Origin of the sequence: Nonomuraea angiospora (genome assembly GCF_014873145.1) — a bacterium.
GTDB classification, from domain to species: Bacteria; Actinomycetota; Actinomycetes; order Streptosporangiales; family Streptosporangiaceae; genus Nonomuraea; species Nonomuraea angiospora.
Genome location: NZ_JADBEK010000001.1, coordinates 3,301,392 through 3,323,961, shown reverse-complemented (window position 1 = coordinate 3,323,961; position 22,570 = coordinate 3,301,392). Strand labels below are relative to the sequence as shown.

The window sequence follows — 22,570 nt, the reverse complement described above, 5'->3', positions numbered from 1 at the left end:
TTGACATGAAGACCATGAAGCACAAGAAGCTGAACACCGAATACAGCACCGTGGGCAGCCGGGTGTTCGACGCGATCAACGTCGCCGTGCTCGTCGGCCTGGCGCTGATCACGGTTCTGCCGCTGCTGTACGTCCTGGCCGGGTCGTTCGCCGGTGAGTCGGAGATCTCCACGCGCCCGTTCTTCCTGTGGCCGGAGAAGTTCGTCACGGAGTCGTACGAGTACATCTTCGCCACCGACGCGTTCATCCGCGCCCTGCTCACGACCGTGATCGTGACGGCGGTGGGCACGGTGGTGCAGGTGCTGCTGACGTTCACCATGGCCTACCCCCTGGCCAAGCGCTACTTGCCCGGTCGCGCGCTGGTGCTGAACCTGATCATCTTCACGCTGGTCTTCACCGGCGGCATGATCCCCACCTACCTCGTGGTGCGCGACCTGGGGCTGCTGGACAGCTACTGGGCGCTGATCCTGCCGCTGGCGATCAACCCCTTCTACCTGATCATCGTGAAGAGCTTCTTCCAGGAGCTGCCGCAGGCCCTGGAGGAGGCGGCGCGCATCGACGGCTGCAACGAGATGGGCGTCTTCTTCAAGATCGTCCTGCCGCTGTCGAAGCCGATCATCGCGACGTTCTCGCTCTTCTACGCGGTCGGCATCTGGAACGACTACATGTCGCCGCTGCTCTACATCACCGACCCGAACAAGTGGACGCTGCAGATCCTGGTGCGCCAGCTCGTCAGCACCGACGCGGCCAACGCCCTGTCGCAGATGGACCGGACCTGGGTGCCGCCGGAGCAGGGACTGAAGTTCGCGGTCGTGGTGATCGCGACGCTGCCGATCCTGTTCTTCTACCCGTTCCTGCAGAAGCACTTCACCAAGGGCGTCCTGATCGGGGGCGTCAAGGAGTGAGCCGCGCCATCCTCCTGGCCGGTGACTCGACGGTCGCCTCGTGCCCGGCCTGGGAGGCGCCCATGTCCGGGTGGGGGGCGCAGCTCGGCGCGTACGCGGGCGGGCCCGTGCGCAACTTCGCCAAGGGCGGCGCCACCACGGCCAGTCACCGGGCCGAGGGGCTGTGGGCGGCGCTGCTGCGGGAGACGGCGCCCGGTGATCTGGTCGTGATCCAGTTCGGGCACAACGACCAGAAGGATCCCGCGATCCCGTACCAGGACAACCTGCGCGCCTTCGTCGAGGAGGCGCGCGGGGCGGGGGCGGCGGCGGTGCTGTGCACGCCGGTGCAGCGGCGCAGGTTCGACGGGGAGCGGCTGGTGCCCACGCACGGCGACTACCCCGACCGGGTGCGGGCGCTGGCCGCCGCCGAGGGCGTGCCGCTGATCGACCTGACCGCCGCCACGACCGGGCTGTACGAGCGGCTCGGCCCCGGCGGCTCCAAGGCCCTGTTCACGCACTTCCCGCCGGGGGAGCATCCGCTCTACCCGGACGGGGTGGCCGACGACACCCACTTCAGCTTCCGCGGCGCCGACGAGGTGGCCGCGATCGTCGCCGAGCGACTGAGGGAGATTCGATGACGGCACTTCGCTGGCTGGACCGACCGGGGGAGCAGGGGGTGACCTGGGGGGTTCCGTGGCCGCGCGGTGCGGTCGAGCGGGACGCGCCGTTCGCGCTGGCCGACCCCGAGGGCCGCGAGGTGCCCGTGCAGAGCTGGGTGACCGCCACCTGGCCCGACGGCTCGGTCAAGTGGTCGGCGCACGCGATCGGCGCGCGGCCCGCGGCGCTGTCGTACCGGATCGAGGCCGGACGCGAGCCCGCCGCGGCGGCCACCCCCGTCACCGTCGCCCGCCGGGACGGCGTGCTGACCGTGAGCACGGGCGTGGTCACCTGGACGATCGAGGAGTCCGGCGGCACGCTGGCCCGCTCGATCTCGCGCGGGAGCCGCGAGATCGCCAGGGACGTGCGCCTGGTCAGCCTCCGCCAGAGCGAGCCCACGCCCGACGAGGGCGGCCCCGTGGCCCGCGAACGGGCCACGGGCCAGGTCGAGACGGTCACGGTCGAGCAGGACGGGCCCGTGCGCGCCGTCGTCCGGCTGGAGGGCAGGCACGGCGACTGGCTGCCGTTCACCGTGCGCCTGTACTTCCACGCGGGCGCCGAGCAGGTGCGGATCATGCACACGTTCGTCTGGGACGGCGACCCCGAGCGCGACTTCCTGGCCGGGCTCGGGCTGAGCGCCGACGTGGTCATGCGGGACGAGCCGCACGACCGGCACGTGCGCCTGGCCGGCAGCGGCGGCTTCCTCACCGAGGCCGTGCGCGGGCTGACCGGCCTGCGCCTCGACCCCGGCGAGTCCGTACGGCGGGCGCAGGTCGAGGGCCGGCCGGTCGGCGAGATCGCCCCCGAGGTCGCCACCCGGCTGCACCTCATCCCCGCCTGGAACGACTACACCCTCGACCAGGGCTCCGCCGACGGCTTCACGCTGCGCAAGCGCACCGCCGAGGGCCACTCCTGGGTGACGATCCCCTCCGGCACCCGCTCGGCCGGCTACGGCTACGTCGGCGGCGCCGGCGGCGGCCTCGGCTTCGGGCTGCGCGACTTCTGGCGCCTGCACCCCACCCGCCTCGACGTCAGGAACGCGGCCACCGACCTGGCCACCGTGACCGCCTGGCTGTGGTCGCCGTCCGCGCCCGCCATGGACCTGCGCTTCTACCACGACGGCATGGGCCAGGACACCTTCGCCGAGCAGCTCGAGGGCCTGGAGGTCACCTACGAGGACTACGAGCCGGGCTTCGGCGACGCCCACGGCGTGGCGCGCACGCACGAGCTGACCCTGCGCGCCTACGAGGCCACGCCGTCCGCGCAGGACCTGTCCCGGCACGCGACCGCGATGAACCAGCCCGGGCTGCTGGCCGTGTCCCCCGAGCGGATGCGCGAGGCGGGCGTCTTCGGCGTCTGGGAGCTGCCCGACCGCTCGACGCCCGCCCACGCCGAGATCGAGGACCGGCTGGACTTCCTGTTCGACCTGTACGTGCGCGAGCGCGAGCAGCGCAGGTGGTACGGGTTCTGGGACTACGGCGACGTCATGCACACCTACGACCCGGACCGCCACACCTGGCGCTACGACATCGGCGGCTACGCCTGGGACAACTCCGAGCTCTCGCCCGACTTGTGGCTGTGGCTGCAGTATCTGCGCACGGGCCGGCCGGACGTCTTCCGCTTCGCCGAGTCGATGACCCGCCACACCGGCGAGGTCGACGTCTACCACGCGGGCCGCTGGAAGGGCCTGGGCAGCAGGCACAACGTGCAGCACTGGGGGTGCAGCTGCAAGCAGCTGCGCATCTCCAACGCCGCCTACCGCCGCTTCTACTACTACCTGACCGCCGACGAGCGCACCGGCGACCTGATGGACGAGCTGAGCGTCCCCGAGGAGACGTTCACCGTCATCGACCCCCAGCGCAAGGTGCGCGAGGACGTCTACACGCCGGACCCGTCGGCGCTGTCGGTCGGCCTCGGCACCGACTGGGGCTCGCTCGCGGCCGCGTGGCTGACCCGGTGGGAGCGCTACGGCGACGAGCGGGCCAGAGACCGGTTGCTGGGCACGATGGCCGACATCGGCGCGCTGCCGAACGGCTTCCTGACCGGCGAGGCCCGGCTGGACCTGGCGACCGGGCGGTTCGACACCTCCCGGGACAAGATCTCCGTCTCGCACCTGTCGTCGCTGTTCGGCCTGCCGGAGATGTGCGCCGAGCTGATCGGGCTGGACCTGGACGTGCCCGGGTTCGAGCAGGCGTGGCTGCGGTACTGCCGCCTCTACCTCGCGCCGCCCGAGCAGCAGGAGGCGGAGGTGGGGGAGCGGCTGAGCGGGATCTCGCTGATCCAGGCGCACAGCAGGCTCACCGCGTACGCGGCCGCCCGCACGGGCGACGCCGGCCTGGCCGCCTGGGCGTGGCGCAAGTTCTTCCTGGACGAGGGGGACCAGCTCAACAGCAACCCGATGCAGCGGGAGAAGGACTGGCGCCTGACCCTGGTGGACGGGCCGGACGTGCTGTCACCGGTGCACGAGGCGGCCTTCGTCAGCACCAACGGCGCCGCCCAGTACGGTCTGGCCGCCATCCACAACCTCGCCCTGATCGGAGCGCATCTGAAGGAGTCATAACCGTACCGTATGACGTACGGTACGCTGTACGGAACCCGGAAATGTCGGGGCGGCGCTGTACGCTGTCCCGGCTTTCCCCTATGGCAGAACATCCCAAGATGGAAGGGTTCCGTGGTTTCCAGCCAGGCCAGCGCCGTCCACCGCGATCACACCGCCGCCGACAGCCACGACCTCATCCAGGTCCGCGGCGCGCGCGAGAACAACCTCAAGGGCGTCTCCCTCGACCTCCCCAAGCGCCGCCTCACCGTCTTCACCGGGGTGTCCGGCTCCGGCAAGTCCTCGCTCGTCTTCGACACGATCGCCGCGGAGTCGCGCCGGCTGATCGACGAGACGTACACGTCGTTCATCCAGTCGTTCATGCCGAGCCTGTCCCGCCCCGACGTGGACGCGCTGCACAACCTGAGCGCGGCCATCATCGTCGACCAGGAGCGCATGGGCGCCAACGCCCGCTCCACCGTGGGCACGGCCACCGACGCCCACACGATGCTGCGGATCATGTTCAGCCGCATCGGCGAGCCCCACGTCGGCGGGGCCGGCGCCTTCAGCTTCAACCTGGCCGAGGGCATGTGCCCCGAGTGCGAGGGGCTGGGCAAGGCGTCCATCCTCGACGTCGACGCCCTGGTCGACCGCGAGCTGTCGCTCAACGAAGGGGCGATCAAGGTCCCCGGGTTCCCGGTGGACAGCTGGCAGTGGCAGGTCATGGCGGGCTCCGGGCTGTTCGACCCGGCCGTCAAGCTGAAGGACTTCACGCCCGAGCAGTGGGAGGACTTCCTGCACAAGCCCCCCACCAAGCTCAAGTACGGCTCCAGCAACTTCACCTACGAGGGCCTGGCCAGCAAGGTCAGGCGGACCTACCTGGGCAAGGACCGGGAGTCGATGCAGGCCGGGGCGCGGGCGTTCGCCGACCGGGCGCTCAAGCTCACCCTCTGCCCGTCCTGCGGCGGCTCCCGGCTCAACGAGGCCGCCCGCTCCGCCCGGATCGCCGGCCGCAACATCGCCGAGTGCGCGGCCATGCAGATCAACGACCTGGCCGACTTCGTCCGCGGCATCGGCAACCCCGCCGTCGGCCCGGTGCTGGACGGGCTGCGCTCGACGCTCGAGTCCCTCGTCGAGATCGGCCTGGGCTACCTGAGCCTCGACCGCGAGTCGTCCACGCTGTCCGGCGGCGAGGCGCAGCGGGTCAAGATGGTGCGTCACCTCAACTCCAGCCTGACCGACGTCACCTACGTCTTCGACGAGCCCACGGCCGGGCTGCACCCGCACGACATCCAGCGCATGAACAACCTGCTGCTCCAGCTGCGCGACAAGGGCAACACGGTGCTCGTCGTCGAGCACAAGCCGGAGACGATCGCCATCGCCGACCACGTGGTGGACCTCGGCCCCGGCGCGGGCACCGCGGGCGGGAGCCTGTGCTACGACGGCGACCTCGACGGGCTGCGCGCCTCCGGCACGCTGACCGGCCGCTACCTCGACCACCGGGTGCGCCTGCGCGACGACGTCCGCAAGCCGGCCGGCCACCTGGCGATCACGGGCGCCACGCTGCACAACCTCAAGGACGTGAGCGTGGAGGTCCCGCTCGGCGTGCTGACCGTGGTCACCGGCGTGGCCGGGTCGGGCAAGAGCTCCCTCATCCACGGATACATCGCCGGGCGCGAGGGCGTGGTGGTGGCCGACCAGTCGCCGATCCGCGGCTCGCGCCGCAGCAACCCGGCCACCTACACCGGCCTGCTCGACCCGATCCGCGCCGCGTTCGCCAAGGCCAACGGCGTCAAGCCCGGCCTGTTCAGCGCCAACTCCGAGGGCGCCTGCCCGGCCTGCAAGGGCATCGGCCTCATCTACACCGACCTGGCCATGATGGCCGGCGTGGCGTCGGTGTGCGAGGAGTGCGAGGGCCGGCGGTTCACGCCGCAGGTGCTGACGTACACGCTGCGCGGCAAGAACATCGGCGAGGTGCTCGACATGCCGGTGGCCGAGGCCCGCGACTTCCTGACCGAGCGGCAGGCCCGCACGATCCTCGACCGCCTGGTGGCCGTCGGGCTCGGCTACGTGGGCCTGGGCCAGCCGCTCACCACGCTGTCGGGCGGCGAGCGGCAGCGGCTCAAGCTGGCCATCAACATGGCCAAGAGCGGCACCACGTACGTGCTGGACGAGCCCACCACGGGGCTGCACCTGGCGGACGTGGACCAGCTCCTGGCGCTGCTCGACCGCCTCGTGGAGGACGGCAACACGGTCATCGTGATCGAGCACCACCAGGCCGTCATGGCGCACGCCGACTGGATCATCGACCTCGGCCCCGGGGCCGGTCACGACGGGGGCCAGGTCGTCTTCTCCGGCACCCCCGCCGAGCTGGTCGCCGACGGCACCTCGCTCACCGCGATCCACCTGCGCGACTACGTGAGCAGGTCCTGACCGTTCCGCGCTCCTGGAGCCCGCCCCAGGTCCTTCAGACGGCCAGGCGGGCCAGGACGCGGGCGAACTCCGGCGGCGGCGCCACCACGAGCCTGGTCTGCCCCTCCTGGCTGACGAGGTCGGCCCTGATGTGCGTCAGCCGCCCCTCGTGCCACCAGTAGACCTGCGAGCTCAGCCCGTCCGTGCGCGCCGCGTGCACCCGCAGCCGCTCGATGGCGCGTACGATGCCGATCCCGTCCACCGGGTGCACGAGCAGCGTGTACGGGTCGGGCAGCACCGCGAGCACCCCGTCGGAGGGCACGGGGAGGTAGTCGCCCAGCCACCGCAGATGCGTGGCGGCCGCCGGGGTCATGGCGGTCAGCCGCGTCACCGGCGTGCCGGACAGCAGGATCGTCTCCACCTCCAGCCGCCCCTCGCGGCGGACGTTGGAGACGGCCAGGTCGAGCGCCTTCCCGGCGGCCACGGGCCAGCACCCGGCCTGCTCGGGCCGCACGGGCCGGGAGCCCGCGAAGAGCAGCTCCACCAGGTCGGCGTTGAGGTGGCGGCCCACCACGCGGGTCAGGTCGGGCACCGCGTCCACGGCGTCCACGCGGGTGCGCAGCAGCGGGCGGGCCTGCTCCAGGTCGCACACGTCCAGCCGCTCGCCCGCGGTGGCCACGGCGTGCGCGAGGTGCTCGGAGACCAGCATGGGCCAGTCCTCCCTGGCCCGGCGGCCCGCCTCGCGGCGCAGCCCGGTGAGCCTGACGACCAGCTCCATGTCGCCCCTGAGGGTCACGGAGCCGCCGTCCCTGGCGAACTCGAAGGAGTATCCGAGGGATTCCGCGACGAGCGAGAGCAGCGAGTCCAGGTCGACGTCCTCGACCGGCCGGCGCGAGGGCCGGCGGTCACGCTTGAACAAGCTCACGCGCCGTGTCCCTTTCTGTCGGATTCGTCCCTCCTACCTTGCCTGGCCCTCATCACTGACGATGCCCGCTAGCGAGCACGATTCGGTATCGATAACCCCAAGTCTCCCCAGCCACACGCTCATCTGCGGCGACCCGTGCCCCACCGGAAGCCCCGCCAGGACGGGCACTCCGAGCCCCCCGAGCCGGTCCTCGAGCACCGGGTAGGGGTCACCGCAGTCCACCCACGAGCCGAGCGCGATCCCGCGCACCCCGTCGAACGCCCCCGCCTGCAGGAGCTGGGTCAGCATGCGGTCGATCCGGTACGGCTCCTCCCCGATGTCCTCCAGGAACGCGATCCTGCCCGCGAACGACGGCTGCCACCGCGTCCCGCACATCGAGGCCAGCAACGACAGGTTGCCCCCGGAGAGCACGCCCTCGGCCCGCCCCGGCACCAGCGCCCGCTCACCCTGGACGGTCTGGGGCGCCCCGAACAGCGCCGCCCGCAGGCTCTCCCACGTGCGCGGCTCGGGCCCCTCCTCGGCGGCCAGCACGTCGCAGGCCGCCATCGGCCCGTGCAGCGTGGGCACGCCCAGCTCGATGGCGAACGCGTTGTGCAGCGCCGTGATGTCGCTCGACCCCAGCAGCACCTTGGGGCCGGCCGCCCGCATGGCGTCCCAGTCGAGCAGGTCGAGGAGCCGGCCGGCGCCATATCCGCCGCGGCAGCAGAACACCGCCGAGACGGCCGGGTCGCACCAGGCGGACTGCAGGTCGGCGGCCCGGTCGGCGTCGTCGCCCGCCAGGTAGCCGAGCGGCCGGCGGTCGAGCGCGTGCGCGCCCACCACGACCTTCAGCCCGAGGCCCTCCAGTCGCTCCACGCCGCGCCTGAGCAGCTCCGCGCTGGGCGGCCCCGACGGCGAGACGACCGCGACGGTGTCACCGGGTCGCATGGATCAACTCCTCGTTTGGCTCGTACACGTGGCAAACGGTGTCACACTTACCTCTCGTATGCGACTTCCGCCCCACATCCTCGTGGTCAACGGCATCAAGGTCCGCCGGCCGGTCTTCCTGATCGGAGCGCCGCATTCCGGTACGGACCTGCTGGCCCGCGCCCTGAAACGATCCCCCGGCTTCCATGTGACCATGGGCCGCGCGAGTGTGGCTCACGTGGTGTACGCCTTCGCCCGCAAGCCGTCCATCGGCCAGACCTCCGGCGCCGTACGCGTCATGCGCGACGCGCTCGCCGAGTCGTGGCAGGTGCTGCCCCGGTCGTGCGGCCAGTGCGCCGAGCCGTGCCGCGAGGCGGGCGGCGTCACGGGGACCGGTCCCTGCGTCTCGGCCGGCGACATCACCAGGTTCGGCGACGGCAGCCCCGACCTGCTCTACAGCGCCCCCGTGCTGCTCCAGGCGTTCCCCGACGCGCGGTTCGTGCAGCTCATCCGCGACGGCAGGGACGTGGTGGCCGGCATGCTCGAAGACCCCGCCTGCCTGGCCTGGTTCAAGCCGGTCATGCTGTCGGAGCAGACCGAGTTCCCCAACCCGTTCCTCGGCGTCAACAAGGACGAGCACCTCGAGCGCTGGAAGGGCATGCCGGCGGCGGGCAAGAGCGCCCTGCGCTGGCGCAGCGCCGTGCGCATGAGCGCCGAGCTGCGCAGGACGCTGCCCGAGGAGCAGCTCCTGACGCTGCGCTACGAGGACCTGGTGAACAAGCCGGCGCCGTCGGTCGCCACGCTCGCGGAGTTCGTGGAGACGCGGGTGTCCAAGGTCGTCCTGTACGACACCGGTGTCCCCAAGGTCGGCGCCTGGCGCGCCAAGCTCCGGGGACCCGATCTGGAGCTGGTGGAGAAGGTGGCCAGGGAGGAGCTCAACCGCCTGGGCTACCTGAAGAGGTGAACTGGGTGCGGTAGAGCTCGGAGTAGAGCCCGCCGCGCTCCAGCAGCTCCTCGTGGCGGCCCCGCTCGGCGATGCGGCCCTCGTGGATCACCAGGATCTCGTCGGCCTCCCTGATCGTCGAGAGCCGGTGCGCGATCACCAGCGAGGTGCGGCCCTCCAGCGCGGTCTTCAACGCCACCTGCACGGCCGCCTCGGACTCCGAGTCGAGGTGGGCGGTGGCCTCGTCGAGCACGACCACGCGCGGCGCCTTGAGCAGCAGCCGGGCCAGCGCGAGGCGCTGCTTCTCGCCGCCCGACAGCCGGTAGCCGCGGTCGCCCACGACGGTCTCGAGCTGCTCGGGCAGGGCCTCCACGAGGTCGCCGATCTGCGCGGCCCTGAGAGCCTCCCAGATCTCCTCGTCGCTCGCCTCCGGCCTGGCATAACGGAGATTGGCCCCGATCGTGTCATGGAAGAGATGAGCGTCCTGCATGACCACTCCGACGGTGTCGCGCAGGGAGTCGAGGGTGGCCTCGCGCACGTCGAGCCCGTTGATGCGCACGGCGCCCTCGTTGACGTCGTACAGGCGGGACACCAGGGACGTGATGGTCGTCTTGCCCGCGCCCGAGTGGCCGACCAGGGCGACCATCCGGCCCGGCGCGGCCGTGAACGAGATGCCCTTGAGTACGGGGTAGGACGGGCCGCTGTCCTGCCTGGCGACCGACTCCAGCGAGGCCAGCGAGACCTCCTCGGCGGCCGGGTAGCGGAAGCGCACGTCGTCGAACTCGATCGTGACCGGCCCGCCGGGGATCGGCTCGGCGCCGGGCCGCTCGGCCACCATGGGCTTGAGGTCCAGGATCTCGAAGACGCGGTCGAAGCTCACCAGCGCGGTCATCACGTCGACGTGCACGTTGGACAGGGACGTGAGCGGGCCGTACAGGCGCATCAGCAGGGCGGTCAGGGCCACCAGCGTGCCGAGCTCGAAGACGCCGGACACGGACAGGACGCCGCCGATGCCGTACACCAGGGCGGTGGCCAGCGCGGCGACGAGCCCGAGCGCGACCCGGAAGACGGTGCCGTACATGCCGACCGTCACGCCCACGTCGCGCACCCGGGCCGCCCTGCGGCCGAACACCTCCGCGTCGTCCTCCGGGCGGCCGTAGAGCTTGGCCACCATGGCGCCCGCCACGTTGAACCGCTCGGTCGTCACGGAGCTCATCTCGGCGTCGAGCTGCATCTGCTCGCGCGTCAGCGCCGACATGCGCCGCCCGACGAACTTGGCGGGCACGATGAAGATCGGCAGCAGCACCAGCGCGACCAGCGTCACCTGCCACGACAGCGCCAGCATCGCGCCCAGCACCAGGACCAGGCTGACCACGTTGGAGACCACGGACGACAGCGTGCTCGTCAGCGCCCGCTGCGCGCCGATCACGTCGGTGTTGAGCCTGCTGACCAGCGCGCCGGTCTGGGCCCGCATGAAGAACGCCACCGGCATGCGCTGCACGTGGTCGAACACCTCGGTGCGCAGGTCGTAGATCAGCCCTTCGCCGATGCGCGCCGAGAACCACCGCTGCACCAGCGTCAGCCCGGCGTCCACCAGCGCCAGCGCGCCGATCGTCACCGCCAGCCCGACCACGACGCCCGGCCGCTTGGCCAGGATGCCGTCGTCGATGATCGCCTTCATCAGCAGCGGGTTGGCGATCACGATGACCGCGCCAGCCACGACGAGCAGCAGGAACGCGGCAATGTGCGTCCTGTACGGCCTGGCGTAGCGGGCGATGCGCCGCACGGTGCCGGGCCGCAGCCGCTGGCTGGTCACCGAGCCGTCGCGCCGCAGGGACGCCATCACATTGGGGCCGAAGCCCCCTCCCATCATCGCCATACGGGGGATCCCTCCTCCTCCACGGGAGAGAGCACCACCACCGCGCCCGGCGATTCCCCCGTCCGCTCACCGCGAAACCCGCCGCCGCCTTCCCAACCTACCGCCCGCCCGCGTGACCAGTCCGCCCCGCGACGCCCCTGCCCCCGAAGGGACCCTCCCAAAAGGACGGGTGTGACGACGGTGGCGAGCGTCCAGCCTCGCGCCTTCCTGAAGGACGGAGGTGACGGCCTCGCCTCTCCAACCCCCCGAAGGACGGAGGTCCGACGGCGGCGAGCGGTCGTCCGATGGGCTCAGGTGAAGAGGGCCTTGATGCGGGCCGCCTGTTCGAGCCGCTCGGCCGCGCACTGCTCCTCCAGGGAGCGGCCCTGCGCCCCCTGGAGGAGTCGCTTCGTCGCGATCGCCGCGTCCCGGTTGACGGCCAGCAGCTCCGCGACCTTGTCTCGTACGGCTTGATCCAGGTCGCCCCGAGCGACCACTTTCTCCGCGAGGCCGATGCGCATGGCCTCGTCCGCGTGCACGGTCCTGGCGGTCAGGCAGAGGTCGATCGCCTTGGCCAGGCCCACCAGCTCGACCAGGGGCTTGGTCCCCGTCAGGTCGGGCACCAGGCCCAGTGCGGGCTCTTTCATGCAGAAGGAAACATCATCGGCCACGATCCGCAGGTCACAGGAGAGCGCGAGCTGGAACCCCGCGCCGATCGCGTACCCCTGCACTGCGGCGATGGAAACGATCTCCGGGCGGCGCAGCCACAGGAACCCCGCCTGTGCCTGGCTGATGCGCTGCTCGAAGGTTGCGTCGTCGCTCTTGGCCGCCGAGCTGAACGAGCCCTGTCCGGGCACCCCCTCAGGTGTGAACATCCGCAGGTCGATCCCTGCCGAGAAGGACGGTCCCTCACCTTTCACGACGACTACGCGCACCTGCTCGGGCAGGCTCTCGCCGATCCGAGCCAGCGCCGACCATGTCGCGAACGTCTGCGCGTTCCGCTTTTCCGGCCGGTCCAGCGTGATCGTCGCTATCTCACCGTCCACCTCGAAGCGAACTCCGTGCTCCGTCGATCCGGAGACCTCGTCCGCATTCCCCCCGCGCTGTCGCGCCTGCGCTTCCGCCATCGCCCGCTCCCTCCAGTCCTGGTCGCGCAAGGAGTGCGCGCCCAGTGTGCTGACCGTCGCGCCCGAGCCTACAGAACATCGTTCTGGCCCGGGCGCGACGGTATGGCTGACTAGGGACGGGCGGCTGCGGTCGCACGTTCCGAGGCGGCCGTCAGCGCTTGGACTTGCCTCGGGTCGCCCCGCCGCGCCCGCGCAGAGTCACGCCGGACTCGCTCAGGATGCGGTGGATGAACCCGTAAGACCGACCGGTCGAAGCGGCCAGGGCGCGGATGCTCTCACCCGCGGCGTAGCGCTTCTTGAGATCGCCGGCCAGTTTTTCCCGGTCGGCCCCGGTGACCCGGGTGCCCTTCTTCAGTGTCTCGGCCACGAGTACCTCCTGTAGTGCCGGACTTCCGCAGCGTTACTCCGCCATGATCAGTCATTTCAGCGGGATCGGCTACCTACTCCACGGGAAAAGATCCGTACCCACTCAAATTAAGATCAGGCAAGTGCCACAAGATCGGAAAATTCGTCGCTCCATGCGTCTTCAGTTCCGTCCGGTAGCAAGATCACCCTATCCGGTGACAGGGCGTCAACGGCACCCTCGTCATGTGTGACTAGGACGATCGCTCCTGAATAGGACCTCAGCGCATTGAGAACCTGCTCCCGGCTGACCGGATCGAGGTTGTTCGTGGGCTCGTCGAGAAGGAGGACATTGGCGCTCGACAGCACCAGGATCGCCAGCGCCAGCCGGGTCTTCTCGCCGCCGGACAGCACCCCGGCGGGCTTGTCGACGTCGTCGCCGGTGAACAGGAACGAGCCGAGCACCTTGCGCAGCTCGGTGTCGGTGAACTGGCCCCCGGCCGACCGCATGTTCTCCAGCAGGGTGCGGCCGGGGTCGAGGGTCTCGTGCTCCTGGGCGTAGTAGCCGACCTTGAGGCCGTGGCCGGGCCGGATCTCGCCCGTGTCGGGAGTCTCGATGTTGCCGAGAATCCGTAGCAGCGTGGTCTTGCCGGCGCCGTTCAGGCCGAGGATGACGACCCTGTGACCTCGGTCGATGGCCACGCTGACGTCGGTGAAGACCTCCAGCGAGCCGTACGACTTGGACAGCCCCTCGGCCGTGAGCGGGGTGCGCCCGCAGGGCTGCGGCTCGGGGAAGCGCAACCGCGCCACTTTGTCGCTCTTACGCTCTTCCTCGGTGCCCGACAGCAACCGGTGCGCACGCCGCATCATGTCCTGCGCGGCCTTGGCCTTGGTGGCCTTGGCCCGCATCTTGTCGGCCTGCGCGAGCAGCGCACCTGCTTGTTTCTCGGCGTTGGCGCGCTCGCGCTTCCTGCGCTTCTCGTCGGTCTCGCGCTGGGCGAGGTAGGCCTTCCAGCCGACGTTGTAGTGATCGATCACCGAGCGGTTGGCGTCCAGGTGCAGGACCTTGTTGACCGTCGCTTCAAGAAGAGCGACGTCGTGGCTGATGATCACCAAGCCGCCTTGATGCGAACGCAAAAAATCACGAAGCCACCCGATTGAGTCGGCATCTAGGTGGTTTGTCGGCTCGTCGAGAAGGAGAGTTTCCGCTCCGCTGAAAAGAATTCGCGCCAATTCCACGCGCCGGCGCTGACCGCCGGAAAGCGTTTGCAACGGCTGCGAGAGCACGCGATCGGGCAGCCCGAGGCTGGAGGCGATGGACGCGGCCTCCGACTCGGCCGCGTATCCGCCCAGCACGTGCATCTGGTCCTCGAGCCTGCCGTACTTCCTGACGGCCTTCTCGCGGGTGCGGTCGTCGGCGGAGGACATGCCGAGCTCGGCCTCGCGCAGCTTGCGCAGGACCTCGTCGAGACCCCGCGCCGACAGGATGCGGTCGCGGGCGAGCACCTCCAGGTCGCCGGTGCGCGGGTCCTGGGGGAGGTAGCCGACGCTGCCGCTGGTGGTGACGGACCCGCTGGCGGGCAGGCCCTCGCCCGCCAGCACCTTGGTGAGGGTCGTCTTGCCCGCGCCGTTGCGGCCGACGAGCCCGATCTTGTCGCCCGGGTTGACCCGGAACGAGGCTTTTTCAATAAGCAGCCGCGCGCCCGCGCGCAGCTCTATGTCACTGGCGATGATCATGTTGGCGGAACACTCCCGAGCTAGGAAACGGAGGATTGAGGCGTGCGACGCCAGATCAATCGGGAGTATGCATACGGATCAGTGTAGGCTGTTCGGACCCACGTGTCGGCAGGTTAACCCTCGCCAGGGCACGTCGCCTGATCGCGAAGGCTTCGTCCCGCGCTCATCTCGCGTACGCCCCGCCGTCCCCGTCGTGCCAGATCTTGTCGCGTGTGAATACGAAGAGATGGCTCGCGGTCCTCGCGACGGCAGCGGTGACCCTGACGGCCGCGCCCGAGGCGGCGCTCGCCGACGGCCGGCGCGCGTTCGACCTCCAGGCCCACCGGGGAGGGCTCGGGCTCGTGGTGGAGAGCACCCTGCCCGCGTTCGCGAACGCGCTGGAGCTCGGCGTCAGCACGCTGGAGCTCGACGTGCAGATCACCGAGGACGGCCAGGCGGTCGTCACGCACGACAGGCGGATCAGCGACAGGAAGTGCCAGGACACGGCGCCCGCCGTGCCCGGGGACCCCGAGTTCCCGTACGTCGGCAAGTACGTCAACGCCCTCACCCTCCAGCAGGTCAGGACCATGGACTGCGGGTCGCGGACGCTGGCCGAGTTCCCGGGGCAGCGGGCGGTGCCCGGGGCGCCCATGGCGACGCTGCGCGAGGTGTTCGACCTCGTACGCCGGTACCGGGCGTGGGGCGTGAAGCTCAACGTCGAGACCAAGGTGGAGGCCGGGGCGCCGAGCGAGACCGCGCCGAGGGAGCAGTTCGCGCAGGTGACGCTGCGGGAGATCCGGCGCGCCGGGATGCTGCGGCAGGTCACCATCCAGAGCTTCGACTGGGGCGCCCTGATGCGGATGCGGGAGCTGGAGCCGCGGCTGCCGCTCGTCGCGCTCACCAACCGCGACTTCCTGCAGACCGGGCAGCCGGGCGCCTCGCCCTGGCTGGGCGGCATCGACATCGACGACTTCGGCGGCGACCCGCTCAAGGCCGTCAGGTCGTTCGGGGCGGACGCGTTCTCGCCGGTGCACGGGTTCCCGCAGAACGGCAAGGTTACCGACCCCGGCTACCAGGCGTACGTCACCAAGGACATGGTCGACCAGGCCCACGCCCTCGGCCTCAAGGTGATCCCGTGGACGATCGACGACGGGCCGACCCTGAACAAGCTCATCGACGACGGCGTGGACGGCATCATCACCGACTACCCCGACCGGCTGCGGCAGATCATGGCCGAGCGCGGGTTCAAGCCGCCCAAGCGCTACCGGCTCCACCGGCGGTAGCGGGGCCCGCCCGGGCCCCCGCGGAGCGCTGCCGGGGCCCGGGCGGAATCTCAGGTCGGCGGCGTCTCAGGCCGACAGGGGGTTGACGTGCCGGTGGTGCACCCCGATGACGGGGATCTCGTGCAGGCTGCCGGAGTACAGGAACTGCGTCATGCCGATGAGCAGCCGCCGCACGTCGTCCTGCGGCCGTACGACCAGGCGGATGAACTGGCTGGTCGTGCCCAGCTTGTTGCCGCACTCGCGCACATAGACGCCGTGCTCGGAGAGCAGGTGGTCGCGCAGTCCCACCCCGTCGTAGCCGGGCGGCAGCTTGATCAGCAGGAAGTTGCCCTGCGAGGCGAACACCGACAGCCCCGGCATGGTGCCGAGCTGCTGGAACATGGCCCGCCTGTCCTGGCCCACCAGCCTGAGGCTGTTCTGGTACTCGCCCATGAACTGCCGCATCATGAACACGATGACCTCGGCGAACGAGTTGAGGTTCCACTTGGGCAGCGCGTCGCGCACCCGCCCGGCCAGCGCCGGGTTGGCGACCATGTAGCCGAAGCGGATGCCGTGCAGGCCGAAGTTCTTGCCCAGGCTGCGCAGGACGATCACGTTCGGCCGGACCGCCGCCTCCGCCGCCAGCCCCGCGTCCGGCTCGCAGTCCACGAAGTCGCCGAACGACTCGTCCACGATCACCAGGTCGAGGTCGATGAGCTCGTCCAGCAGCTGCAGGACGTCGTGCTTGGGGAGGTAGCCGCCGTCGGGGTTGTTCGGGTTGCAGATCACCGCGACCCGGGAGCCGCGCATGCGGATGAACGAGACGTAGTCCTGCACGTCGAGGGTGAAGTTGCGGCTCTCCAGCAGCGGGTACATGTCCACCCGCTTGCCCGTCTCCAGCGGCTGGTCGGTCCAGCGCCCGAAGGTCGGGATGGGCACCGCGAGGCTCTCGCGCACCAGCAGGTGATCGATCCAGGTGATCAGCTCGGTCGACCCGTTGCCCATGGCGACCGTCTTCGGGTGGAGCCCGAGTGTGGCGCAGAGCTCCGCGGTGATCGTGCCCGCGTCGCTCGGATAGAACTTGAGAATCGTCTCCAGGTTTCTCCCGAGATGCTCGAAGATCTCCGGGGTCGGGAAATATGGATTGCACGGGATGCAGAAGTCAACCGGCGCGCGCTCTCCTGACGAGGCACGCATCAACGAGAAGTACGACGGGCTGTGAGCCTGTGCCCGCAAGAGGCTGAGCTCCACGACACCTCCATGGACATGTCCGATGTGTGTAGGTACGCGTGGGTGGACCGACCGGTTCATGACGGTGCGCGGGCCGGTTCCCGGCAGGTCAGGACTCGGACCGGCGCAGCGTGAGGATCGCGATGTCGTCGCGCGGCGCCGTCCTGGTGAACGCGCGCAGGTCTTCGCCGAGCACCTGGGCGAGCCGATCGGGAGGGTCGGAGGCCCAGCCCTCCAGGCGCTCCTCCAGCGGGTAGAAGGCGCCGCGGGGGTCGCGGGCCTCGGTGACGCCGTCGGTGCACAGCACCAGCGCCGCGCCGGGCGGGAACGCGAACCGCGCGCCGCCGCGCGGCCCGGGAGCGAGCGTGCCCACGCCGAGCGGCACGGACGGCTCCCCGAGGTCGACCTGCCGGGCGTCGCCGCGGTGGATCATGTACGGGGCGATGTGCCCGCAGTTGACCGCCTCGACGTCCAGCCGCCGGCTGATGTCCAGCACCAGGGCGGTGACCAGACGCTCGGGCTCACCGGTGGTGGCGGCGAAGGTGTTCTGCCTGGCCACGGCGTTCTCCATCGCCTCGACGACCCCGGCCAGGGTCTCCTCCCGGTAGGCCGCCTCCCTGAACGAGCCCAGCACGGCCAGCGCGGTCCCGATGGCGGGCAGGCCCTTGCCCTGCACGTCGGCGATGAGCACCCGGGTGCCGTGGTGGGAGACGGCGACCTCGTACATGTCGCCGCCCACCATCGTGTCCTCCTCCACCGGCTGGTAGAGGCCGTCGATGACGACGTCGGCGGTGCGCAGCGGCAGCGGGCGCACGATGAGCTGCTGGAGGGCGGCGGCCGCCGAGCGCAGCCGGTGCACCTCCTCCTCGCGCCGCACCCGGTAGGCGCAGCCGAAGACGCTCAGCGCGCCGAACACGGCCGTGAACCCGGCTGCCAGCAGGTTGTCGTTGGGTTCGCCGCCCAGGTACGTGGTGATCCCCCCAGCCGCCAGGACGACCCACACCGACGCGACGATCGTCTGCCGTACGGTGCCCAGCCCCGCCACGATCGCCGGCAGGAAGATCAGCAGCGGGAACAGCCGCACCGCCGAGCCCGAGAGGATGTCGAGCGCGGCCACCATCGCGGTGATGACGGCGAGCCCGGCGACGAACGCCGGTGTCGAGAGATTCGGCCCTTCGCGCCGCCCGCCATCCGTCACGATTCCTTCATCCCCCGTCATGGAACGGCGTAACGGCGGCTTTCTCGAACGTACGGAAGAAATCGCGAAATGGGCGTCCGAATTCGGGCCGCCGCGCCGGACTCCGGCCCCTGTGCAGGGCAGATAAGGGGATGAAAACCAGAAGTAAACGACTCCGCACCCTATGGCGGGATTTGCAGGTGCGGGCGGTGGAGTCGTTAAGACCTGCTCATTGATTTCTCATCGGCGGTCTCATTGACAAGCAAAGATGATCTTGTAAGCATTTTGAGTTAAGACGTGCCGGGTGTAATTCCGCGCGAGAAGGGGTGGCCGTGTGAGCGAGCAGGACTGGACTTTGCTGCCGGCCGTGACCGTCCGGAGCGCGGGCTTCGCCTGGGAGCTCGTCCGATCCCTGGCCTACCCGCGGGCCGCGGCGGCGGCCGCCGAGGTCGTCCGGCTGGAGCGGCGGGCGCTCGACCTGCTCGCCGAGGCCCCGGCCCGCCACGCCCCGGCCGAAGACCCCCGCCCGGATCGCCGGGCTCCGGCTGAGGACCCCCGCCCGGGCCGCCGGGCTCCGGCCGATGACCCCCGCCCGGTCCGCAGCGCCGCAGGCGGGGACGCCCGTCCCGTACGTGGGGCGGGCGGCGGGCGGCTGCCGCGTGGCCTGCGCAGCCGCCTGCGTGACCTGCGCCCGCTCCCGGACGACACGCCCGCGCCCGCCGGCTGGCTCGCCGCCTGGAACGAGGCGACCGGGGCGCTGGAGGACGCCCGGCTCGCCCTGGCGGGCACGACGGCGGCCGACGCGGCGCTCGCCCGCGCGGCGGCGGCCGGGATCGCGGCCGACGAGCGCTTCCTCGACGCCCTCGTGCGCTCGGCGCCCGGCCTCTACCGCGACCTGCGGCGCGGCGTCGCCAAGGGCGGCCGGCTGCGGCGCCTGGTCGGCTCGGTCCTGCAGGGGCTCTGCGCCACGTGCAGCTTCGGGCCGCTCGACCACGGCCGGGTCGAGCCCGCGGCGCCCGGCGGCCACACGTGGTCGGGCCACCGGGCGCGCCCGCGGCGGGTGGCGTACCCGGCCGACTGGGTGGGCGAGGCGCTCCAGCGGCGCGTCCTGGCCGACCCCGCGCTCGTGGCGGGGCTGGTGCCGCGCCGCCGGACCTGGACGCGCGCCGTGCCGGACGCCGTGTCCGGCGCGGCGCCGTTCGTCGCGCTGTGCGACGGGAGCCGGACGCTGGCCGAGATCGCCGCCGAGTCAGGGATGGAGCTGGAGCAGGCCGCCGCGGCCCTGGCGGTGGCGGTGCGCCGCGGGCTGCTCACCCACGACCTCTGCCCGCCGGCCACGGTCGCCGACCCCCTGTCCTGGCTGCGCGAACGCCTCCCCGCCGAAACCCCGCGCCCGCACGCCTCCCGCCCGGACGCCTCCCACCGGGACGCTCACCGTTCGGATGGCTCCCGCTCGGAGGCCCCCCATCCGGATGCCCACCGTTCGGGGGGCGATCTGCCGGTGGGGCGGCGGGTGCGGGAGATCACCGAGTTGCTCGCCCAGTATCCCGCCGCCTCTCCCGACGTGAAGCTGGCCCTGCAGCGGCGGCTCGAGACGCTGGCCGGCAGCGGACGGGCGCACGACGACCGGCCCGGCGACGACCGCGTCGTCGTGCACGAGGCCGCGGCAGGCACGCTCCGGGTGAGCGTCGGCGCGGGGCTGGCGGCCGACCTGGAAGGCCGCGTGCCCCAGGTGCTCGACCTGCTCGCCGCCGACGCCGAGCTGACCAGGCAGCGCACCAACCGGCGGCTCGCCGGCCGGCTCGGGGCGGGCACGTTCGGGCTGGCCGAGGTGCTGGGGGCGACCGGCGACCTGGAGATCCGCTACGGCGACCGCCTCGCCGAGCGGATCGCCGCGATCGTGCGCGCCGCGCCGCCCGGCGCCGCCACCGTCGACCTCGCGGGCCTGCTGGACGACCCCGAGCCGCCGGCCGCGCCCGTGCTCTGCTCGGCCGACGTCATGGTGGCCGCGCCGTCGCTGGAGGCGTACGAGCCGGGGCTGACCCCGCTGGTGCTCGGCGACCTCCACGACGTCGCGCTGCTGACGCCGTGGGCCCTGCAGTTCCACCCCGACGGCGCCGCGCTCGTCGCCGAGCGGGACGCGGCGATCGCGCGGGCGCTCGGCGGCCACACCGCGCTCAACGTCATCTCGCGCCGCGCCACGGGCCGGCCGCCGCTGGAGTTCCCCGGGCCGGTGCTGGAGCTGGGCGGAGTGACGGCCGACGGCGGGCGGCGCCGGATCGGGCTCGACGAGCTGTACGTGCACAGCGACGGGCGCCGGGCCGTCCTGCGGGCCAAGGGGGTGGACGGGCCGCTGCTGCTGCACAACGGCGAGCACGACGACACGGCGCTGCACACGGCGCTCGCCCTGCCGAGGGTGCGCCGGCCGGACCTGCGGCACCTCTCCAGGGTGCCCAGGCTGACCTGGGACAACGTGGTCATCTCGCGGCGCGTGTGGCGCGTGGGCCGGGCGTCGTTCGACGCGCTCGGGCAGGCGGTCGGGGATCGCGAGCTGCTGGTCGCGATGGCGCGGCTGCGGGAGACGCACGACCTGCCCGTGACGTTCTTCGCCGCGTCCGCCCGCGAACGCCGGCCGATCCACGTCGACACCCGCTCGCCCGCGCTGGTCGAGGGGCTGGGCCGGCTGGCGGCCACGGCCGAGCGGCTCACGCTGACGGAGACCCTGCCGGGGCCGGAGGAGTGCTGGCTGCGGGATGGCGGGCTCCGGTTCGCCGCCGAGCTGCGCTGCGTCTACCTGCGCCCGGCCGGCGGCCGCCCGGTGCCCCGGCCGAAATCGGAGACGGCCGAGACCCGCCCCTCAGCGGTCCGGGTGAAAGCGGAGACGGCCGACACCCGCTCCCCGGCCGCCCGGCCGAAAGCGGAAGGGGGCGACACCTGCTCCCCGGCGGCGCGCTCGCGGGCGGTCGCCCGCTATCCGGGGCCGGCGGACGTGCGCGCGGATTCGTGCTCGCGGGCGGCCGGCCCGGTGGTCCAGGGGGCTCGGGCGGCGCACCCGTACCCATGGCAGGGGGAGTGTCGCTGATGGAGCTGCTCGTCATCCCGCCGCTGACCGACTTCACCACCGAGGTCGTGCCGCCTCCCGGAGCCGAGGTGCTCGACCTCAACGAACACGTCGTCGCACGCCTCGCCGACCCGTCCCGGCTGCGGGCCGCCGCCGAACGGCTCGACGGCGGGCCGCAGGCGGCGCTGCTCGAGCGGGCGGCGGCGGCCGTCCTGGAGCGGCAGGCGTTCGACGACGCCCGCCTCAGAGCGGTGGGCACGGCGCTGCGGCTGGCGGCCGACCCCGCGGTCCGGCTCAGCATCGACGACCTGGAGCTGGCCGAGGGCAGCATGCAGAGCAGCAGGGACGTGCTCGGCGCGGCCGGGCGGTGCGAGGTGTTCCGGCCCGAGGTCGAGCTGGCCGCGCAGGTCGCCGCCGGGCGGCGGGCGCACGTCGCGCTGGACGCCGCCCGGCAGCTGCCCGCGGCGTTCGCGCTGGTGGGAGCGCTGGGAGCGGAGCGGGTGACGCTGTGCGGGCGGCTCGTGGCCCGGCTCGGCGCGGCGCTGCGGCGCGTGCCGGAGCTGGCCGGGGCCGAGTTCTCGGCGTGGTCGCCCGAACGGGTGATCCGCCCCCCGTGGCGCGCCGGCAAGGGGAAGGACACGGACGCCGGGCCCGTCGAAGGGGCACGGTCGCGGGACGCCTCGGACACCCGGCCGGGGAAGCAGGTGCGCTGGGTGACCGGGGCGTGCCGCCCGCCCGAGGGCGGGCCGTGGGCCGGATGGCTGGACGCGGAGCGGGTGGCCGCCTTCCCCAGGGACGTCCTGGCCCGCTGCCGCGGCCTGACGATCGCCGTGACGCGGATCGACTTCCTGGCCGCCGTGACCGGCCTGAACGGGTGGACCGTCAACCTGCGGCGGCTGCTGGCCGCGATCCCGCCGGGCGTGGCGGTGGCGTGCGAGCTGGTGCTGGGCGCGCCCGGCGTGGCCGCGGGCGCCGCGGGGGAGTCCGTCGAGCTGCTGGCGGCGGGCGCCGGCGGGGTCCGGCTGGCCGGGCTGCGGCCGTACCGGATGGCGATCCGCTCGGAGTGGGCCGGGCAGAGCGTGCGCTTCCCGCCGAGGGCCGGGGACGACCTGGTCAGGTGGGTGGAGTTCGACGCGCCCGGCACGATGCGGGCCTATGAGGTCACCCGCATGATCAAGGAGTGGCTGGAGCGGCTTCCCGGGCTGCCGCCGGGGCGCCTGGCCGCCTGCTCCGTGGCCGGCGCGGAACCCGTTCCCGGGTGGGACCCGTGCGCGCAGGTGGTGGCCGGCGGCGCGGGGCCCGACGGGTGCGGGCCCGGGACGTTCGCGGTGAGCCTGCGGTCGGGGCAATCGTTCCGGCTCAACCCGTACCAGATCGCGCCCGTCTCCCGGCTCGCGGCCCACGATCCGCACGCCCTCGACTGCCTCCCGGGCCCCGCCCGCGCGCGGCTGACCGCCGGGCTGGCGCGGGCAGGGGTGCTGCGGGGCAGCGGGTAAACCGGTTGCCCCGGCCCGCGCGGGGCTGCTGTACTCCC

The 22,570-nt window shown here is 72.0% G+C and carries 16 protein-coding genes; 8 read left to right on the top strand and 8 right to left on the bottom strand.

Annotated features, from left to right (window positions below; translation table 11 throughout):
- Nucleotides 1-5: 5 nt before the first annotated feature.
- The 4 genes from H4W80_RS15095 (at nucleotide 6) to H4W80_RS15080 (ending at nucleotide 6,510) form a co-directional block, all read left to right on the top strand.
- The gene (locus H4W80_RS15095) at nucleotides 6-905 is read left to right on the top strand and encodes a carbohydrate ABC transporter permease (RefSeq protein WP_192785678.1); all 900 of its coding nucleotides are present in this window, start codon (nucleotides 6-8) and stop codon (nucleotides 903-905) included.
- Complete coding sequence (locus tag H4W80_RS15090; RefSeq protein WP_192785677.1) at nucleotides 902-1,522, top strand: rhamnogalacturonan acetylesterase; 621 nt, start codon at nucleotides 902-904, stop codon at nucleotides 1,520-1,522. The genes H4W80_RS15095 and H4W80_RS15090 overlap by 4 nt, the downstream gene beginning before the upstream one ends.
- Entirely contained in the window at nucleotides 1,519-4,101 is a 2,583-nt protein-coding gene (locus tag H4W80_RS15085; protein WP_192785676.1) for an exo-rhamnogalacturonan lyase family protein, read from the top strand. The genes H4W80_RS15090 and H4W80_RS15085 overlap by 4 nt, the downstream gene beginning before the upstream one ends.
- Nucleotides 4,102-4,212: 111 nt before the next feature.
- Complete coding sequence (locus H4W80_RS15080; RefSeq protein WP_318786872.1) at nucleotides 4,213-6,510, top strand: excinuclease ABC subunit UvrA; 2,298 nt, start codon at nucleotides 4,213-4,215, stop codon at nucleotides 6,508-6,510.
- 34 nt (nucleotides 6,511-6,544) lie between these two features.
- On the opposite strand, the gene H4W80_RS15075 is transcribed toward H4W80_RS15080, so the two are convergent.
- Together H4W80_RS15075 and H4W80_RS15070 are read right to left on the bottom strand one after the other, a co-directional pair.
- Nucleotides 6,545-7,414 carry a hypothetical protein gene (locus H4W80_RS15075; protein ID WP_192785674.1) on the bottom strand — a complete coding sequence of 290 codons (870 nt, stop codon included), beginning with the start codon at nucleotides 7,412-7,414 and terminating at the stop codon, nucleotides 6,545-6,547.
- Between the two features lie 33 nt (nucleotides 7,415-7,447).
- A complete protein-coding gene (locus H4W80_RS15070) occupies nucleotides 7,448-8,341 on the bottom strand; it encodes a S66 peptidase family protein (RefSeq protein ID WP_192785673.1) in 894 nt (297 codons plus the stop codon).
- 58 nt (nucleotides 8,342-8,399) lie between these two features.
- Between H4W80_RS15070 and H4W80_RS15065 the strand changes: the two genes are divergently transcribed.
- On the top strand, nucleotides 8,400-9,284 hold the full coding sequence (locus H4W80_RS15065; RefSeq protein WP_192785672.1) for a sulfotransferase family protein: 885 nt from the start codon (nucleotides 8,400-8,402) through the stop codon (nucleotides 9,282-9,284).
- Here H4W80_RS15065 and H4W80_RS15060 read toward each other — a convergent pair.
- The 4 genes from H4W80_RS15060 to H4W80_RS15045 form a co-directional block, all read right to left on the bottom strand.
- A complete protein-coding gene (locus tag H4W80_RS15060) occupies nucleotides 9,256-11,142 on the bottom strand; it encodes an ABC transporter ATP-binding protein (protein ID WP_192785671.1) in 1,887 nt (628 codons plus the stop codon). The two genes, H4W80_RS15065 and H4W80_RS15060, sit on opposite strands and share 29 nt — an antisense overlap.
- A 290-nt stretch (nucleotides 11,143-11,432) precedes the next feature.
- Nucleotides 11,433-12,248 (bottom strand): enoyl-CoA hydratase/isomerase family protein, encoded by an 816-nt coding sequence (locus tag H4W80_RS15055; RefSeq protein WP_192785670.1) that lies wholly within the window; start codon nucleotides 12,246-12,248, stop codon nucleotides 11,433-11,435.
- Nucleotides 12,249-12,399: 151 nt separating this feature from the next.
- Nucleotides 12,400-12,615, bottom strand: coding sequence for a helix-turn-helix domain-containing protein (locus H4W80_RS15050; RefSeq protein ID WP_020547488.1), 216 nt, complete (start codon nucleotides 12,613-12,615; stop codon nucleotides 12,400-12,402).
- A 113-nt stretch (nucleotides 12,616-12,728) separates the two neighbouring features.
- Entirely contained in the window at nucleotides 12,729-14,327 is a 1,599-nt protein-coding gene (locus tag H4W80_RS15045; RefSeq protein WP_192785669.1) for an ABC-F family ATP-binding cassette domain-containing protein, read from the bottom strand.
- A 212-nt stretch (nucleotides 14,328-14,539) separates the two neighbouring features.
- Here H4W80_RS15045 and H4W80_RS15040 point away from each other — a divergent pair, with 212 nt between their 5' ends.
- Nucleotides 14,540-15,589, top strand: coding sequence for a glycerophosphodiester phosphodiesterase family protein (locus H4W80_RS15040; RefSeq protein WP_192785668.1), 1,050 nt, complete (start codon nucleotides 14,540-14,542; stop codon nucleotides 15,587-15,589).
- A 66-nt stretch (nucleotides 15,590-15,655) separates the two neighbouring features.
- On the opposite strand, the gene H4W80_RS15035 is transcribed toward H4W80_RS15040, so the two are convergent.
- Both H4W80_RS15035 and H4W80_RS15030 read right to left on the bottom strand, forming a co-directional pair.
- Nucleotides 15,656-16,819 carry a pyridoxal phosphate-dependent aminotransferase gene (locus H4W80_RS15035; RefSeq protein WP_318786871.1) on the bottom strand — a complete coding sequence of 388 codons (1,164 nt, stop codon included), beginning with the start codon at nucleotides 16,817-16,819 and terminating at the stop codon, nucleotides 15,656-15,658.
- A gap of 88 nt (nucleotides 16,820-16,907) precedes the next feature.
- Nucleotides 16,908-17,996: a PP2C family protein-serine/threonine phosphatase gene (locus H4W80_RS15030; RefSeq protein WP_318786870.1), complete on the bottom strand. Its 1,089-nt coding sequence runs from the start codon at nucleotides 17,994-17,996 to the stop codon at nucleotides 16,908-16,910.
- A gap of 313 nt (nucleotides 17,997-18,309) precedes the next feature.
- Between H4W80_RS15030 and H4W80_RS15025 the strand changes: the two genes are divergently transcribed.
- Together H4W80_RS15025 and H4W80_RS15020 are read left to right on the top strand one after the other, a co-directional pair.
- Nucleotides 18,310-21,057, top strand: coding sequence for a lantibiotic dehydratase family protein (locus tag H4W80_RS15025; RefSeq protein ID WP_192785665.1), 2,748 nt, complete (start codon nucleotides 18,310-18,312; stop codon nucleotides 21,055-21,057).
- Nucleotides 21,057-22,532 (top strand): hypothetical protein, encoded by a 1,476-nt coding sequence (locus H4W80_RS15020; protein ID WP_192785664.1) that lies wholly within the window; start codon nucleotides 21,057-21,059, stop codon nucleotides 22,530-22,532. The genes H4W80_RS15025 and H4W80_RS15020 overlap by 1 nt, the downstream gene beginning before the upstream one ends.
- Nucleotides 22,533-22,570 lie beyond the last annotated feature (38 nt).